Source organism: Sulfitobacter sp. 15WGC, assembly GCF_005068605.1.
Lineage (GTDB): Bacteria > Pseudomonadota > Alphaproteobacteria > Rhodobacterales > Rhodobacteraceae > Sulfitobacter > Sulfitobacter faviae.
This window is the reverse complement of record NZ_SZNL01000010.1, coordinates 1-15,650: the sequence shown is the minus strand read 5'-3', so window position 1 is coordinate 15,650 and position 15,650 is coordinate 1. Positions and strand designations below refer to the sequence as shown.

The following is a 15,650-nucleotide window of genomic DNA, read 5'->3' as shown; positions in this document are numbered from 1 at the left end:
GCTCAGTCTCCGAAACCGACGAAGCGGCGCACGGCGGCACCGTCTTCAAGCTGGCTTGCGCCGCTCACCACGATCTCTTGCCCATCGGAAAGCCCGGCTTCGACTTTGACATCGCCGCGCGCGGTGGGGGTGATCTCAACCGCGGTGCGGGTCACGGTGCCTTCCCGCGCGCCGGTGGGGTCAAAGACCATGACATAGGTGCCACGGTCATTGCCGACCACGATGGCGGTATCTGGCACGATGATGCTCGACCCGCCGATGTTCAGCGTGGCGCGCACCTCGACCGAGGCGCCGGGCAGCGGCACGAAATCTTCGGGCAATTCCGCCCCAAGGGTGATGCTATAGGTCTGGCCGACATCCGCCGTCTCGGCGTTGTATTCGCGTATTTGCATCGGGTAGGTATTGGCGTTGGCCGGGAACTTGGCCATGAACCGCACGCTGGGGTCGCGCCCTGCGCGCAGGAACAGGGTTTCGGGCACGTCGATCTCGACCCGCAACTCGGACATGTCATGCAGGCGCACCACCGGCGTGCCCGCGCTGACGGTCGAGTAATTAGGCACCAACCGCGAGGCGACAATCGCATCGAAGGGCGCATGGAGGGTTGCGTTCTCAAGGTCGCGCTCGGCGTTGCGCACGGCGATATCGTTGACCGTAACGGCGGTTTCCGCATCTTGCAGATTGACCTCGGCCACCGAAGACCCGGCGAGCTTTTGATAACGCTCCATCGTCCGGCGCGCCTGCGCGTCATTGGCCTGCGCCTGCTCTAGCGCCAGTTGAAACGGCTCCAGATCCATCCGGGCGACGACCGTGTCCTCACTGACCGTGGCCCCCTCTTCGACCGGGAATTCCTCGATCTGACCGCCGACTTGAAAGGCAAGGTCCACGGTTTCACGTGCAACCACCTTGCCAAAGAACACGCGCTCAACCTCGGCGTCGCTGACCTTGACCGTTTGCAGCTTTACCACCGGCATTTCGGCGGCAGCCACCATCGGCGCGGCGACACCGGCGGCCAAGGCCAGCGCAAATCCCAACACCCGCCCCGCGCCGGTCCCGCGCGTCGTCTCAACAAGCCATTTGGCCATGGTCAGTCTTCCTTATGTATAGCATCCGGCACGGGCCCAAGGGCGGCGGTCAGACTAAGTTGTTTGAGGGTGCGCAGCTGCGCGAGAAAGTGGTCACGGTCCAGCGCATGCATGCCAGCGGCTTTGGCGGAACGTTGGATGAAATCGGCCAGCGCTTCGACACTCAAGCCATTGCGGGTGATCGACGCCTCATAGGGCATCAGCACGTCGTAGATCACGCTGCTGAAACGCCCGGCGGAACATTGCAGCGCCTCCTGGCTGACAGCATTGGCCCCGGCGATGAAATCCTGCGCATTGGGCATCGCCTGCATCGTGTCATAGCCGCGCACCACCATCCGATCAAAGATCAGATCAAGCTGCGCCGCCAGATCGGTGGCATTGGGCATCTCTTCGGCGATCTCTTCCAGCGCCAATTCTGTGTAGCGCCCAATCAGCCCGCGCAGAATGTCATCCTTGTTGCGAAACCGATTGTAGAGGGTCTGGCGCGAGACACCCGCCTCTTCGCAGAGATCACCCATGCTGGTGCGCTTGACCCCATAGCGGGAAAAGACATGCAGCGCAGCGTCAAGCACGGTCTTTTCGAGTTCGGTCATGCGGGCTCCTTAACATGGGTCAAGGCGCAATTGGACATTTGAACCAAATATGTCAACCTGTAAATCGGCGACCATGCAGCCCGCGCAGATCACAATCGCGTTTCGCGCATGGAGCGCGCTTTAGGGCGCGGAAATCAGACTGCCGAGATAGAGCGTGAGCGGCAGGGTGAAAAAGCTGAGCAGCGTCTGCGTGGTGATGATCGCGGCCATCAAGGGCGCATCGCCGCGCATCTCACGCGCCAGCGTATAGCTGGCCACCCCCGTCGGCAGCGCCGCGAAGATCAGCGCGATTTGCAGCGTCAGCGGCGCAGGGTTCAGCACCAGTGCGGCCAACAAGACCGCCAGCGGGTTCACCAGATGTTTGCCGATGATCGACAGGCCGATGACCGAGACCGAGCCCGACAACCCGCGCAGCCGCAGGTTGGCGCCGACGCAAAGCAGCATGATCGGCAGCGCCGCATCCCCCAAAATGCGCGCGCTTTCATGCAAGACGGGCACATGGTGCAGCCCCGCGAAGTTAAAGAGCACGCCTGCCAGAATGCCCAAGATCAGCGGGTTCTTGACCAAGCCTTTGAGGATGGATTTGCCGCCGCCGCCCAACTGCCGGGTCATCAGCGTCACCACTGTCACATTCACCACCGGCACCAGCAGGGCCGAACCGAGAACGGCAATCTGTAGCCCCGCCGTGCCAAAGACGGCTTCGGCAATCGCGAGGCCGATGAATGTGTTGAACCTTGCGCTGCCCTGCATCAGCGAACTGCCCTGCGGCGCGGCATAGGCCCGACCGAACAGCCAGCCGCAAAAGATCGCTGCAAAGAACCCGGCGTAGAGCAGCAGGGCATAGTCGCCCAAGCCACCGCTGAGGTCCGCCGCCGAGATCTTGGCAAAGAACAGCGCGGGCATCAGCACCCAATAGACCAGCCGGTCATTCAGGTTCCAGAACTTGGTCGAAGGGATACCGCCCCGGCGCAGGCCATAGCCCATGAGGATCAGCGCGAAGACCGGCGCGATGGCCAGAAAGATAGTAAACATATTAACCGCCCGGAAGGATCGCGCGGACCCTAGGCGCGGCTTGGCCCAGATGCAACAGGGAGCGTTGCCTCAAACGGGCGGCCCCGGCCCCAAAGGGCCGGGACATGGATCAATCACGGATCAATCGCTGCCGTGCACTGCGATTTGGGCGTCGGGTGCGGGGCGGAACTTCCACTGCACCGCAAAGATCACCGCCGCCACTGCGATGCCGATGAGGTCGGTCATCAGACCACCCGCGATCATGCAAAGCGCCGCGAGGATCAAGCCCAGCCGGATGAACCAAGCCGCCCCGCTGCCCGCGAACCAGCCCTGCATGCCCGAAGACAGCAGATAGACCCCGAAGATTGCCGTGACACCGGCGCGGATCACCTCGAACCACGTGCCGTCCATCAGGATCGCGCCGTTGTAGAAGAACATGAAGGGCACGATGAAGGCCGAGATGCCGATCTTGAAGGAGGCCACCGAAGTCTCCATCGGGTTGGCGCCCGAAATCCCCGCCGCGGCATAGCTCGCCAGCGCCACGGGGGGCGTGATGGCCGAGACGACGGCGAAGTAGAAGACAAAGAAATGCGCCGTCAGCAGCGGAATGCCCAGTTGCACCAGACCGGGCGCCACGACCGAAGCCGCCACCGCATAGGCCGCCGTGGTGGGCATGCCCATGCCGAGCAGAATGGCGATACACATGGCAAAGAACAGGGCGAGGAATTGGCTCGCCTCTGCCAGCCCCAGCAGCACGGAAGAGAAACGCGCGCCGACACCGGTCAGGCTGATGACACCCACGATGATGCCCGCACAGGCGCAGACCGCGATGATCTGGATCGACATGATCCCGGCCAGGTCAAAGGCTTTGACGATGCTGCGCGGCCCCATGCGGAAGGGCGTGAACCACGACACCACCGCCGCTGCCGCCGTCGCCAGCGTGCCCGCGCGGATGATCGAATAGCCCATGAACAGCGCATAGATCAGGATGATGATCGGGATGAACAGAAACACCCGGCGCAGCATGTCCTTGAGCTTGGGCAGTTCCTCGGAACGCATCCCGCGCATGCCCAGCTTGGCCGCTTCGAAATCCACCATGAAGTAGATCGACACGAAGTAGAGCACCGCCGGGATGATCGCCGCCACGGCGATATCGGTGTAGGGGATGCCCGTGATCTCGGCCATGATGAAGGCACCCGCCCCCATGATCGGCGGCATGATCTGCCCCCCGGTCGAGGCGGCGGCTTCGACCGCGCCTGCGGTCCGGGCCGGGTAGCCCACCTTTTTCATCAGCGGAATGGTCAGCGAGCCTGTCGCCACCACATTGCCCGCCGAGGTGCCATTGATCATCCCCATAAGACCCGAGGCAAAGATCGCGACCTTGGCTGGCCCCCCGCGCGAGCGGCCCGCCGCGGCAAAGGCGAAGTTGACGAAATAGTCCCCCACTTTCGATGCCTGAAGGAAGGCCGCGAAGATGATGAAGAGGATGATATAGGTCGATGACACCGCCGTGGTCGGCCCCAGAATGCCCGCATCGGTGTAGACTTGGCTAAAGAAGCGGGTCCACTGGATGTTGGGCGCGTTCAGGAAGCCCGGCAGCATGTCCCCGACGAAGACATAGACCAGAAAGACACCCGAGATCACGATGAGCGCAAGCCCCGCCACGCGGCGCGTCAGCTCCATGATCAGCGCGGTGCCTGCAACTGCGGCGATAGAGATGCCGATGGGCGCAAAGGGCGTGCCCGTCGAGTTGCGCATCAAGGTGCCGTACATGGTGATCAGGTAAATCGCCACGGCCACCCCGCAGATGGACAGCAACAGGTCCGCAGGCGAAACCTGCCCCCGCTCGCGTCCGCGCAGCCAACCCACGACGATGCCGATGGCCGTCGCCGCCACCAGCGGCAGGCCATAGTGATAGATTTCAAGGGTCTTGAACTCGGGGCTCATGCCGTTCCACTGGGTGCCGCCAGCGATCTGGCTGGCGATGCTCCAAGCGGTCCAGATCGAATAAAGCGCAGGGATCATCGCAGCCCATGCCACGAAATCCAGCGGATGACGGCCCTGCCCCTTGCCTTCATCCACAAAGGCGCGGGCGGAATAGAGGGTAAAGCCAAGGATCAACGCACCCGCGATGTGCACGATGCGGAAATTCCACGTCTCCATCGGGAAGGTCGGCAAAAGCGGGATGCGGATGCCGGTCAGCTCTCCGATCGACATGCCGTTGAGCGCCGCCATGTGAAAGAAGGCATAGATCGCCGACATGGCCGCAACGACCAGATAGGTCCGCCCGGTGAATATGCGGCGATTGCTTTCTACCGGTTCGTCATCGACCCCTTCGGCGACAATCGGGCCCTGCGGGTCGGCGGCGCTATGCTGGTCTGTCATGGAGGCTTCCTTTCCCGATATCTGCGCGGGATCTGTCCCGACAATCAGGCGGGATGATGGCAAGATGCCGCCCCGATTAGGGACGGCATGCAAGTTTGTCTAGGCGTTCGCTTAGTTGCCGTAGATCATATCGTCGGAAATATCGGCATCCGCGTTCTCTTTAAACCAAGCTGCCGCACCGGGATGCCATTTCAAAACGGTGTTCTTCTCCCAGTTCTCAGGCAGGGTCGAAGCCGCCGCTTTGTGAATGCCCTTCATCCGCTCATTGTCGGACATGACGACATCCACAGCCGCTTTGACGAAGGATTCCGGCAGATCGCAGTTGGCAATCGCGAAGTTCCACATGGAGACCGAACGCGCGCCCTCTTCCAGCGTGGTGTAGGTGCTGGCGTCGATGGTGAACTCGGACACCGGGAACTCTTCGAGCAGTTTGGCCTGCTCTTCCTCGGTGAACTCGATGATGTTCACATCCGTCTGAACCTCAAGCTGGCTGACCGCAGGCACCGGCACACCGGCAGCAAAGGCGATCACGTCCAGCAGACCGTCCTGCAACTGCCCGCCCAGATCGGTCCAACCGCCGTTGCGACGCTCATACTCGACGCCGAGCGTGTCCATCATGCGCGGAAAATAGGTGTCTGAGGTGGAGCCCGCCGGGCCAAAGCCGATCTTGGCACCCGCCGGAATGTCAGCGACCGAAGAGATGCCCGAGGACGACAGCGCGGTCACGGAGAAAGGTGTCTGATACATCGGGAACATCGCGCAGGCTTGGGTCATTTCAAGACCGGGGGCGATGGGGTTGGTGCCGGCCAGCGATTCCGCCGCCGGGCCCATTGTGGTCATGCCGAAGGCCGCCTCGCCGGTGTGGACCAGCGCCATGTTCTGCATCGGGCCGCCGGTGACTTCGCCACCGCCGGTCAGGCCCAGTTCCTTGGCCACAAGGTTCGCCCAGCCCGAGCCATAGGCGAAGTAGGTGCCGCCTTGGCTGGCCGTGCCCACGGTGAAGCTGCTCGGCCAGTCGGATTTATCCATGTCCTGAGCGGCGGCAGCGCCTGCCAGAATGGTGCTTGCGGCGAGGATTGCGGTGAATTTCATGTCTCTCTCCCTTGGTTGCTCTTAACGGGCGTCGGCACAGGGTGCCGCGCGCCGCCGCTGTATTCAGCTTGTTCGGCCAATTAACTGTACTCCGGCAGGCAGAGGCAAGTCCGAATTTGCCGCAAAATGCGAGATGCGAAAGAAAGAGACCGCCTGCCGTTGGGTCAATGGCGTTTTCCCTTTCGGTCCCCGCCTGAGAGCCAGAGATGCCCCATGGAGAGAATCACATGGCGAAAGGCTGCCCCGCGCCGCACCCGGTCAGAAGCTGTGCCAGACCCCGACTTTGACCTTGGTCACAGCGTTGGTGAATTCATGCGAAAGGCCCAGTTCCAGAAAGCTGTTTTCCGAGACCTTGATCACATGCGACGGCGCAAAGGCCAATGTCTCATCCCCGTCTGACGGGGCCGCGAACTCCAGCTTGAAAATCGACAGATTGCCATTGTCATGGTTGATGCCGAAGCTGCTGTCGATCTTGCCCAGTGTTTCGCCGTCTTCGTAAATGGCAAAGGTGCTTTCCACCCCCAGCCAGCCGCTGCCCCAAGCCCCCGATACCGGACGCCCCCAAGACAGGCCGGGACGCAGGGCCGCCACCGCGCTGCCATCCCGTTCGGCCCAGCCAAGACCGACTTCGGCGGCGAAAACATTGTCCCCACCCGAGAGTTCAAGCGGATAGCGCAGAAAGGCGATGGCGCTGACTTGCCCCGCGCTTTGGCTCTTGCCGATGTCGAGGCCGAAGGTCAGTTTCTCGGTCACCCCGTATTCGTAGTAAAACGCGCCGAAATCGCCAAAGTCGGGGCCATCTGCGGTGGTCTCATAGGACAGGGAGACAAAGCTTTTGTCTTCGCCCCGCGGCCAAGCCGCCGATGCCACATCACTTGCCGGGAGGGCGATGGTACCGATGGCCGAGAAGACAACAAGCCGGGGCAAGAACCGCCGCGGGAGGTCAGAAGGCATTTTCGCTGTTTTGCGCATGGTAAGTTCCGCGTGTTCAGAGCCGCGAGAGGCTGAGGGATGAGGTATTAAACGATCGACCGAATGAAATCCGCGAGCTTCAGCGGTTTGAACGGTTTGTGCAGAATGTGGTCTGCCCCGAGGTCGCGAAACTTCCTCTCCGACTCGGGCGAGGTTTTGGCGGTGCACATGACGATCTTCGTGTCGTCCAAATTCGCATTGGCCCGCGCACAGCGCAGTACCTCCATACCATCGGGGGGCGGCATCATCACATCCAGCATGATTACGTCAAAAGACTGCCTCTCCATCGTGGCAATCGCGTCGAGCCCGGTCCCCGCGAAGGTCGGTTCAATGTCATCCTCGGTCATGATCGCAAACTCGATCAACTCGCGGATGTCATCTTCGTCATCGACGAACAACACTCTCATACCGATGCCCCCTGCTTGGGCGCGGCGCCTGTATCCCGGGCGAAACGCACATAGAACGTGGTGCCGGGGTTCTCATCGCCGTCCTCTTCCGAGCGTGTCTCAAAGCTCACATCGCCACCTTGTCGCAACACCAACTCCCGCGTGATGGCCAGCCCCAGCCCCGTCCCATTCGCTTGGTTTTCGCGAGAGTGCACAGGGTCAGCGAACCTTTTGAACATACGATCATGGGCGGCTCTTGGGATGCCCGGCCCCGCATCGCAGACATAGAACGTGACCCATTGGTCGTCCACCTCGGCACCGATTTTTACCGTACCGCCGCGCGGGGTATATTTTACCGCGTTGGAAATGAGGTTGGAGAAGATTTGCTGCATGCGCACGGTATCGACCCGCACATAGGCCTCCTGCGCCGCATCGGGGCCTCTGTGAATGTCGAGTTGCACGTCGCGGTTCACCCCATAGCCGGTGTTGGCCGCGATGGCTTCCGACAGCACTTCCGACACCGCGACCCGCTCGGTCTGGATGCTAAGTTGGCGCTGGTCGATCGCCTGAAGGGTCAAGATATCGTTGACCAGTACCAACAGCCGGTCGGCATTTCGGGTGGCCATCGACAACAGCTTGCCCGCGTTCTTTGGCATGCTGTCGCCAAAGCGGTCATGCAGGATTTCGAGCGATCCGGCCAGCGAGGTGAGCGGCGTGCGCAGTTCGTGATTGACCGAGGTGACAAAGGCCGTGCGCGCCGCCACCAGACGCTCTTCGGCAGAGATGTCCTGAAGCACGTTATAGGCGATGTAATCCCCATGCAGATGCAGCTTCATCACCCGGCATTGCACCGCCACATTCTCGTTCTCGGCGGTGGTGATCTGAATGCGGTGAACGGCCACGTCTTCGTCCATCTGCGAAAAGGGCGGGACCATCCCGCGGAGCTTTTGCACGGCTTCGATGTCTGAGGACACACCCATCAACGCACGCGCCTTGCGGTTGGAGCGGTGCAGCTTGTTGTTGTCGTTATAGACGATCAGCCCGTCGCCGACATTCTCAAAGATCGCGTCAAATTCGCTCTGCGCCACGCGGATCCGTTCGCGGTGCCGTTCGGAAGTGCGCAGGGCCTGCGCCAATTGGGTCGACTGCCGCCGCGCGCGGATCGCCGCATTGATCACCGTCAGGAACAGGATCGTGGCAAGCCCCACGAAAACCAATGTGCGCTGCCAGTAATTTTGCAGCACCGCCCGTTTGCTGCGCGTCACGTCGATATAGAGGTCCAGCGCCGGAATCTCCTTCCGGGCGCGGAACACGGGCGTATCGGGGTCGCGCGGAGGCCGCCCCGAAACAAAGGCCCGCTCTCCGTTGGAGGTTACCACCTCGACATACATGTCCTGTTGCATCCCATCTATCGCCAGCAATTGCGAGTAGTAATCCTCGCCCAGCGAAGAGGCCAAGACCCCGCGTGACCGGCCATCCATCCCGATCAAGGGCCATGCAATCGGGGTCAGACGCCGCCCCGTGGCCCGCGACACGATGGGCACCCCGACCGTGTATTCATCCACATCAAGGCCAATCGCAGCCTGAAAATAGGCCCGGTCCCCAAGGTACTGCCCCATCAGGGGTTTGGCCGTGGCCCAAAGCACGATCCCATCGGCGCCGATCAGCACAAGCGCATCGACCTGCTCGGTCTCCTGCACGGCGGCATTCATCAGATCGCCGTATTGCGCCTCAAACTGCGCGGGGTCGCTCAGGCGCGCGGTCGACAGCTCATCAATCAGCCCCCACATCCGTACATTCGCAACCGAAAGTGAGGCATCGACCGCCTGCTCGTAAAGCTCCGCGAAATGCTCAAGCTCCACCTCGGCCCGGGTTGTGGCGCGGTTGTAGTCGGACCAGGTCAGAGCCGCGAGCCCGACGAAATAGGTCACAACGACCGTTGCGATCAGCCCCCAGAAGAGCGTTTGCGCGCGCGAAGAGGGTTCCGCATCGGCTTTGTTGGTGGGCTCAGTGCTGACCATTCTAGGCTTGGTGTCCTATGTCATTGGCGGCAAGGCAGATGCTGCCCGGCGCGCTTGTTATTCCAGCACTTTCGACGCCTTGAATGCCCCGCGCAAGCGAGGTGGCGACAGCCGCGTCCGAGGGCGGCACGACACAGGCGCTGACGCTCAAGGGCCGCGAGGTCCAGCCTTCTTTCACGGTGGCCGAGGCCTCAGCCACGGCTGAGATAAACTGCTGCGCCCGCGCTTCAAGCTGGGCGCGATCCGCCTGGAGCGCGCCATAGACGAAAAGGTCATCCTCCCAATGGGCGAACCCGTCTTGCGCGGGAATTTCGACCTTGCCGAAAAGCCCGGCCACGAGGCGCTGAAGCTCTTGCCGCTGCGCGCGCGCCGCATCGGATTGATCACGGTCGCCATCAATACGAAAGACGATCAGGCCGAGGTCTTTTTGCATCGCGGGCGACAGCGACATCAGATGCCCCTGAAACCCGGATTTGCTGCCCAAAAGGCTGGGCACCGTGGCCTCTGACACGCTCGGCGCGGCACGGCGGCGGGCGCCGCGGTTTTCGCCCGAACGGCGGCGGTCCAACTCGGATTTCAGCCGCAGGCAACTGCGCATACGGGCCTGAAGCTCAATCCGGTTGAAGGGTTTCGTGACATAGTCGTTGGCCCCCGCCATGAAGGCTTCGGAGAGAGACCCCATGTCTGTTCGGCTGGTCAGCATAATGATCGGCACATCGCTCCATCTGTCCAAGGCACGGATACGGGCGCAAAGCTCGATACCATCAATATCGGGCATCATTATGTCCATCAGGATCAGGTCCGCCGTGGCCTCATCGCTTTCGATCGCGTCGAGTGCACTGCGCGGATCGATGAAACTGACGACATCGTCAAAGCCAAGCTCAGAAAGCGTCGCGCTGATGAAATCCTGCGCGATATCCGAATCGTCGACTGCGATAATTCGTGGGCTCATGATTTTAATTCCACTCGTTAACTCTTTCAAAAACACGCCATCGGCTGTTTTGAAAAACCTCCTCATACCCCGGCATCTGCGATTGCTTCAGCTGCGGGAACCTGCGCAGAATTCTGTCTGCTGTGGCCTGCCCTTCCGCCTGTTGCGGGACCACGATGTACCTTGTGCGCGGCACGCCCCCCTCAAGCGCCCAGTCGTAGGCAGGCTCACCGGCGATCACCAGCCGGTCGATATTCCCCAGACCGACGACGATCTCGGGGTTTCTCTCAACATCTACCATAATATCAGACTTGTCGCGCAAGAATGAAACGACCTCTCGCGCGGGGCGGGACGCTGCGTTTTCCGCCCCGAGCATCGCGTTGCTCCAAGCGCGGGTCTCGTCATGGGCGACATGGCGCATCACCAACGCCGAGGTCAGCAGCGACAGTGCCAACAGCGCGATGGCAATCGGCTCGCGCAGGGACAGGTTCGGCCAAAAGCGGATCGCGGCGACCAAGACCCCCAGCATGGGCGCCAGCGCCATGGCCGGGTCGCCTTCGACATGGAAAAAGACGTTGAGCGTATAGCCGCCCAGCACCGCCCCGACCGCTGCCAAGAGCGGCATGAAGAGACGCGGCACCATGATATTGCGCAGGATCGCGATAAGGGCCGCCGGGCCCAGCCCGGCCAGAATGACCAGATGCTGCCGCAAGGTCAGCGGCGTGGCACTTTCCGACAAAAGCGGGATAAGGCGGCTGTCGAAGATCATGCTGACGAACATCAGCGCCCCCACGGCGGCGGCCACGGGATAGAACATCGCCACCAGATAGCCCGTCGAGGAGACCGCGATCATGCTGGGCCGTGCCGCGACGATCATGAAAGGCATCGCCCCGAGGCAAAGCATCAGGCCATAGCTGTCCGACAGGGCCACCACCAAAAGCCCCACGGCCACTTTCATCATATCCGGCGCGTTGCCCGTGAGGCGCAGATTGACGATCCCGCGTGCGAAAAGCCATGTGCCCAAGATGCAAAACATCGTCTCTGGCCCATCGGCCAAGGCGCGCAGGAAAAACGGGTTCAGCGCCAAGAGCAGCACCACCAGCGCCGAGGTCACGCCCGAAAACCCGCCCGTGTCGCGCAGGTTGAGGAACCACAGGACCAGCAGCCCCGCCCCCACCAGCGCGGAAAGCACGAAAGGCACCGGCACCTGCGTATCGGGCAAGACCGCCTGCCCCAAAAGCGACAGCGCATAGGGCACGGGCGGGTAGAAAGCATCGCTTGCCTTGAACTGCGCTGGCCCCTCGATCTGCACAATCGACTTGGCCCAAAGGTCGGTCACATCCATCGACAAAAAGCCATGCGCCTCAGTCCAGCCGAGGGTGAGCAAAAGCAGCAACGCCAGCGCGACAAAGCCGAAAGACCATGAGGCGGCGCGGATCATTGCGCGGCCTCCGTCGCTTCGGCACTGGCTTCGGCCACCTCATTGGCGGTGTGTTTGGACAGGCCGTGCTGGGTCTTTTCCCAATAGAACGGGTTAAAGATCAACTGCGACAGCGCCTTGTAAGAGGCCACGGTCATCAGCACCCAATAGCCCACCACGGTGATCCCCCAAGGCGCCAGATCGGTCCACCTGCGCCGGAAGGGTGCGACCATCGTGAGATAGATCAGCAGCCCATTGCCCGCCAAGAGGTTCACCAACGACAGATAGAGCACCGGCAGCGGGAAATAGGGGGTGATCACCTCGGTCCCGAAGATCAGCCAGATGGCGAAGATCGACCAAAAGACCGGGTTCAACAGGCCCGAGAGCACCGTGCCCCCGATGAAGAAGACAAAGCCAAAGACGCCCGCCGCCCCGACCGATTGCCACAGGTGAATGGGTCTGCGGCTGTGGACGAGGAAAGTTTGCATATAGCCCTTGATCCAGCGCGAGCGCTGGCGCACCCAGTTCGGGATCGAGACATTGGCCTCTTCAAAGGTCGTGGAATCGATGACGCCCACGCGGTAGCCCTTCTGCGTCAGACGAATGCCCAGATCGGCGTCCTCGGTCACGTTGAAGGGATCCCATGCGTTCAACTCGCGCAGCACGTCCATGCGGAAGTGGTTCGAAGTGCCGCCCAGCGGGATCGGCACGCCCAAACGCTCCAACCCCGGCAGCATCAGGTCGAACCACAGCGAATAGTCCAGCGTGAACATCCGCGTCAGCCAGTTCTCCCGCGCGTTGTAGTAGTTCAAACGGCATTGGATGCAGGCGGTATTGGGCGCGGATTGGTTGAAGGCGGCGATGACCTTTTTCAACTGATCCGGTTCGGGCTTATCCTCGGCGTCGAAAATCACGAGGAAATCACCCTGCGCATAGCGCAGCGCAAAATTGCAGGCCTTGGGTTTGGTCTGCGGGTGGGAGGCCGGGACGCGGATGATCTCGAACACGCCTTCAAGGTCGAGCTTGCGCGCCGCGTCGATGGTCTCGTGATCACCCTCTTCCAGCACGATCTTGATGTCGAGCTTGGCCAGCGGATAGTCGAGGTTGCGCAGCGCTTGGGCAAGGATCGGCAGCACCTCGGGCTCGCGGAACATCGGCACCAGCACGGTATAGATCGGCAGGTCTTCGTCGCGCAGCAGCGATGCCTCGGCCGCGATGGCCCGCGATGAGGTTTCCTGCGCAGCACCGCCGAGCCAGACCAGCAGCGCTTTGAACAGGAAGTTGCCGGTGTAGAACACCGTCAGCAGGACGTTCAGCACGATCAGCGTGGCTACGGGCGCAAAGGCCAGACCCAGCAGCAGCGCCGAGATCAGGAGGTAGATCACCAAGATTTGCGGCGGGGTCACGACGTTCTGCGCCGACATATCGGGGTCAAGCTCGGCCAGCGCAAAGACCGCCTCATGCGAATGTTTCTCGCGGAAGGCGCGTTGCAACTGCCATGACACATCGAAATGCGAGGCCACGACGATGGTCACGCCAGAGCCATAGACCTCGCGGATATGCAGCAGCGTGCGCGGGCCGGGGCGCGAGGTGGCCACCGTCAGCGTGCCATCCTCTGCCCGGCCAATCGGCACCGTCATGAATTGGTTCATCACCACCGGATCATACTGGCGGATCAGATCGTCATCGGCGCGGTCCTCGATCAGATCGACCAGCGCGAGCCCGTGGTAAAAGGCGATCTCGCGGTAGAGTGTCTGCGTGGTCAGCCAGCGCCGCGACAGAAGAACCTTGACCAGAGAGACGTTCCACTCCTCGGCCAGTTCCTCTGCCGCGTCGAGCTGTTCCGCCGTCAGCGCGCCACGGTCAAGCAGCAGCGAACCAATGGCTTCGCTTTCGGCATCCAACGGCACGGTGGCTTACGTCTCGTCTTTGCCGCGGCGGGCGCGGTAGACGCGCTGGAACACGATCAGCACAAGCAGCGTCACCAGCACCCAGATGGCCCCCACGATCCAGGGTCGGTACTTGGCCAGCATCTGAGCAAGGCTGGTGCGGTCGGGGTAGACGACATCAACAAGCGGGCTGCGGTCGGTGGCGGTGGCAAGGATCACCCCCTCCTGCCCGATCAGCGCCAGATCGCCGCGGTCCAGCATCATGGGGCGTTCGGGCGTCAGCTCTGGTGCAGGGCCATTGCCCGGACGCAGCCACAGGCCACGGGTGTCGCCCCGGGTGACGATCTGCACCACGCCAAGCCGCGACAGGTCTTCGCCCGAATAGATCAGGTTATCTTGACGGTCGCGCACCTCAATCCGGCCCTGATCGAAGGTGATCAGCGGCTCTGCATCGCCGGGGTTCTGGTCAGAGATTACAAAGAAAGGCTCATCCCCCTCAAGCGCCTCGACCGAGGCGCGCGGCAGGATAGGCGCGCGGTCCGGGATCACACTGCCCGCGACACCTGCGAGCCACGGCAGGGTCTGCGCGAAATCAAGCGAAAGCGCGGGGTCGAGCACGACCTGAACGCCATCGGCGAATTCCTGTCGCAGGGTAAAGAAGTCCCGATCCTGCGCTGTGGAATCCGAAAGAAGCAGGGCGCTGCCGGGCAGAATTTGCGCCGGATAGCCCTGCGGTTTGAAACGACATTCGCCGCCCGAAGGCTGACGCTGGATCGACACCCGCAGCAGGTTGTCCCGGCCCAGCAGGCCGCTCGGGACCGAAAAGGTAAGCTGCTCGGGCTTGCCGCTGCCAAGCGGGCGGTTGCCCAACAGCGTGTCATTCAGAAAGACCGAGGCCGTCGCCCCCCGCCCTTCGGGGTCAAGCGCTGCGGCGACATGCAGGTTCACGCCAGACACGCCCTTGCCCGCCGGAAGGTCGGAGGATTGGAACGGCACGAAGAAGTCTTCGGTCGAGACCACGGGACGCGGGGTGAGGTCGCCCTCCAGCGCCGACAGCGGCAAACGGTCGTCAAAACGGGCCGGTCCCCCTGCCACATCGACCACGGTCGCGCCTTCGTTCGACAGGGCCGACCATTCCGAGACCAGTTGCCACAGCCCCACCTGCGGATCGCTGCCGCGCAGGTTCAAGACGGGCAGCCCGGCTTGATTGTCCACGGCCATCTCGCTCGCCACGCCCGAGGTGGTCACGTCCAGTTCGATGACCCCTTCGGCCCATGCACCCGATGTGCTGACCCCGTCGCCGCCAAAGGTCAGCCGCCCGGCCTCAGCGTCAAACAGCGCTGCGGCGCGGGTCGCAGCGGCCAAGGCCGCGAGGGAGTCGTTGCCCCCGATGGCCAGACGCGTATCCGCAGGGCGCAGCCCGGCGAATGCCGCCGATGTGTCGATCTCAGACGGGTCCAATTGCAAGGTCACGGAAGAAGCCGCCGTGATCTCAAGAAAATCCCCCGAGGCGCGTTCGTCCACGCAGACCCGATCGCTGAAAGCCCCGGAATAGGACAGGCCCACGGCGATAAACCCGCCCGACACGTCCTCGGGGCTAAGCGGGACCGGAACGCTCAGCCGCCCTGCCCCATCGGGCAACGCCTGCGAGGTCACCGGACGGCCCGCGACCGAAACCTGCAAATAGCGATCCACCTCGGTGGTGGAGGCATGTTCAAGCTCAAGCTGCAAACGGCCCGAATGTTGATTGTCACTGAGAACTGACCCGGTATTTTCACCGAGATTTGACCCACCCTCAGTTATGCGTCGTGGTCTATGATGCGGTCAATGTTTTGGCCTCCTTTGCAGTTTTCTTTGCTGCCTCAGAA

Annotated in this window: 12 protein-coding genes; all 12 read right to left on the bottom strand. The window is 62.2% G+C overall.

Features of this window, described 5'->3' with window-relative positions; all coding sequences use genetic code 11:
* Nucleotides 1–2: 2 nt before the first annotated feature.
* The gene (locus tag FCK22_RS10115) at nt 3–1,082 is read right to left on the bottom strand and encodes an efflux RND transporter periplasmic adaptor subunit (protein WP_082852162.1); all 1,080 of its coding nucleotides are present in this window, start codon (nt 1,080–1,082) and stop codon (nt 3–5) included.
* Nucleotides 1,083–1,084: 2 nt separating this feature from the next.
* Nucleotides 1,085–1,675 carry a TetR/AcrR family transcriptional regulator gene (locus tag FCK22_RS10110; RefSeq protein ID WP_067268055.1) on the bottom strand — a complete coding sequence of 197 codons (591 nt, stop codon included), beginning with the start codon at nt 1,673–1,675 and terminating at the stop codon, nt 1,085–1,087.
* 120 nt (nt 1,676–1,795) lie between these two features.
* Complete coding sequence (locus FCK22_RS10105) at nt 1,796–2,707, bottom strand: AEC family transporter (RefSeq protein WP_067268057.1); 912 nt, start codon at nt 2,705–2,707, stop codon at nt 1,796–1,798.
* Between the two features lie 120 nt (nt 2,708–2,827).
* Nucleotides 2,828–5,071 carry a TRAP transporter permease gene (locus tag FCK22_RS10100; protein WP_067268059.1) on the bottom strand — a complete coding sequence of 748 codons (2,244 nt, stop codon included), beginning with the start codon at nt 5,069–5,071 and terminating at the stop codon, nt 2,828–2,830.
* 111 nt (nt 5,072–5,182) lie between these two features.
* A complete protein-coding gene (locus FCK22_RS10095) occupies nt 5,183–6,163 on the bottom strand; it encodes a TAXI family TRAP transporter solute-binding subunit (protein ID WP_067268061.1) in 981 nt (326 codons plus the stop codon).
* Between the two features lie 258 nt (nt 6,164–6,421).
* Nucleotides 6,422–7,117 (bottom strand): hypothetical protein, encoded by a 696-nt coding sequence (locus FCK22_RS10090; protein ID WP_067268063.1) that lies wholly within the window; start codon nt 7,115–7,117, stop codon nt 6,422–6,424.
* A 65-nt stretch (nt 7,118–7,182) separates the two neighbouring features.
* Nucleotides 7,183–7,542, bottom strand: a complete 360-nt coding sequence (locus tag FCK22_RS10085) for a response regulator (RefSeq protein WP_067268065.1) — start codon at nt 7,540–7,542, stop codon at nt 7,183–7,185.
* The gene (locus tag FCK22_RS10080) at nt 7,539–9,542 is read right to left on the bottom strand and encodes an ATP-binding protein (protein WP_067268067.1); all 2,004 of its coding nucleotides are present in this window, start codon (nt 9,540–9,542) and stop codon (nt 7,539–7,541) included. The genes FCK22_RS10085 and FCK22_RS10080 overlap by 4 nt, the downstream gene beginning before the upstream one ends.
* A gap of 1 nt (nt 9,543) precedes the next feature.
* The gene (locus tag FCK22_RS10075; protein WP_067268069.1) at nt 9,544–10,494 is read right to left on the bottom strand and encodes a response regulator; all 951 of its coding nucleotides are present in this window, start codon (nt 10,492–10,494) and stop codon (nt 9,544–9,546) included.
* 4 nt (nt 10,495–10,498) lie between these two features.
* Nucleotides 10,499–11,914: a hypothetical protein gene (locus tag FCK22_RS10070; RefSeq protein ID WP_067268071.1), complete on the bottom strand. Its 1,416-nt coding sequence runs from the start codon at nt 11,912–11,914 to the stop codon at nt 10,499–10,501.
* A complete protein-coding gene (locus FCK22_RS10065) occupies nt 11,911–13,803 on the bottom strand; it encodes a glycosyltransferase family 2 protein (RefSeq protein WP_067268074.1) in 1,893 nt (630 codons plus the stop codon). Before FCK22_RS10065 ends, FCK22_RS10070 begins: the two co-directional genes overlap by 4 nt.
* A gap of 6 nt (nt 13,804–13,809) precedes the next feature.
* Complete coding sequence (locus FCK22_RS10060; RefSeq protein ID WP_136720407.1) at nt 13,810–15,513, bottom strand: hypothetical protein; 1,704 nt, start codon at nt 15,511–15,513, stop codon at nt 13,810–13,812.
* Between the last annotated feature and the right edge of the window lie 137 nt (nt 15,514–15,650).

Bases quoted from the DNA above. Each gene is read 5' to 3' on its own strand.
- FCK22_RS10070 (WP_067268071.1), bottom strand. From the start codon at position 11,914: ATGATCCGCGCCGCCTCATGGTCTTTCGGCTTTGTCGCGCTGGCGTTG.
- FCK22_RS10085 (WP_067268065.1), bottom strand. From the start codon at position 7,542: ATGAGAGTGTTGTTCGTCGATGACGAAGATGACATCCGCGAGTTGATC.
- FCK22_RS10105 (WP_067268057.1), bottom strand. From the start codon at position 2,707: ATGTTTACTATCTTTCTGGCCATCGCGCCGGTCTTCGCGCTGATCCTC.
- FCK22_RS10090 (WP_067268063.1), bottom strand. From the start codon at position 7,117: ATGCCTTCTGACCTCCCGCGGCGGTTCTTGCCCCGGCTTGTTGTCTTC.
- FCK22_RS10100 (WP_067268059.1), bottom strand. From the start codon at position 5,071: ATGACAGACCAGCATAGCGCCGCCGACCCGCAGGGCCCGATTGTCGCC.
- FCK22_RS10110 (WP_067268055.1), bottom strand. From the start codon at position 1,675: ATGACCGAACTCGAAAAGACCGTGCTTGACGCTGCGCTGCATGTCTTT.
- FCK22_RS10115 (WP_082852162.1), bottom strand. From the start codon at position 1,082: ATGGCCAAATGGCTTGTTGAGACGACGCGCGGGACCGGCGCGGGGCGG.
- FCK22_RS10095 (WP_067268061.1), bottom strand. From the start codon at position 6,163: ATGAAATTCACCGCAATCCTCGCCGCAAGCACCATTCTGGCAGGCGCT.
- FCK22_RS10075 (WP_067268069.1), bottom strand. From the start codon at position 10,494: ATGAGCCCACGAATTATCGCAGTCGACGATTCGGATATCGCGCAGGAT.
- FCK22_RS10080 (WP_067268067.1), bottom strand. From the start codon at position 9,542: ATGGTCAGCACTGAGCCCACCAACAAAGCCGATGCGGAACCCTCTTCG.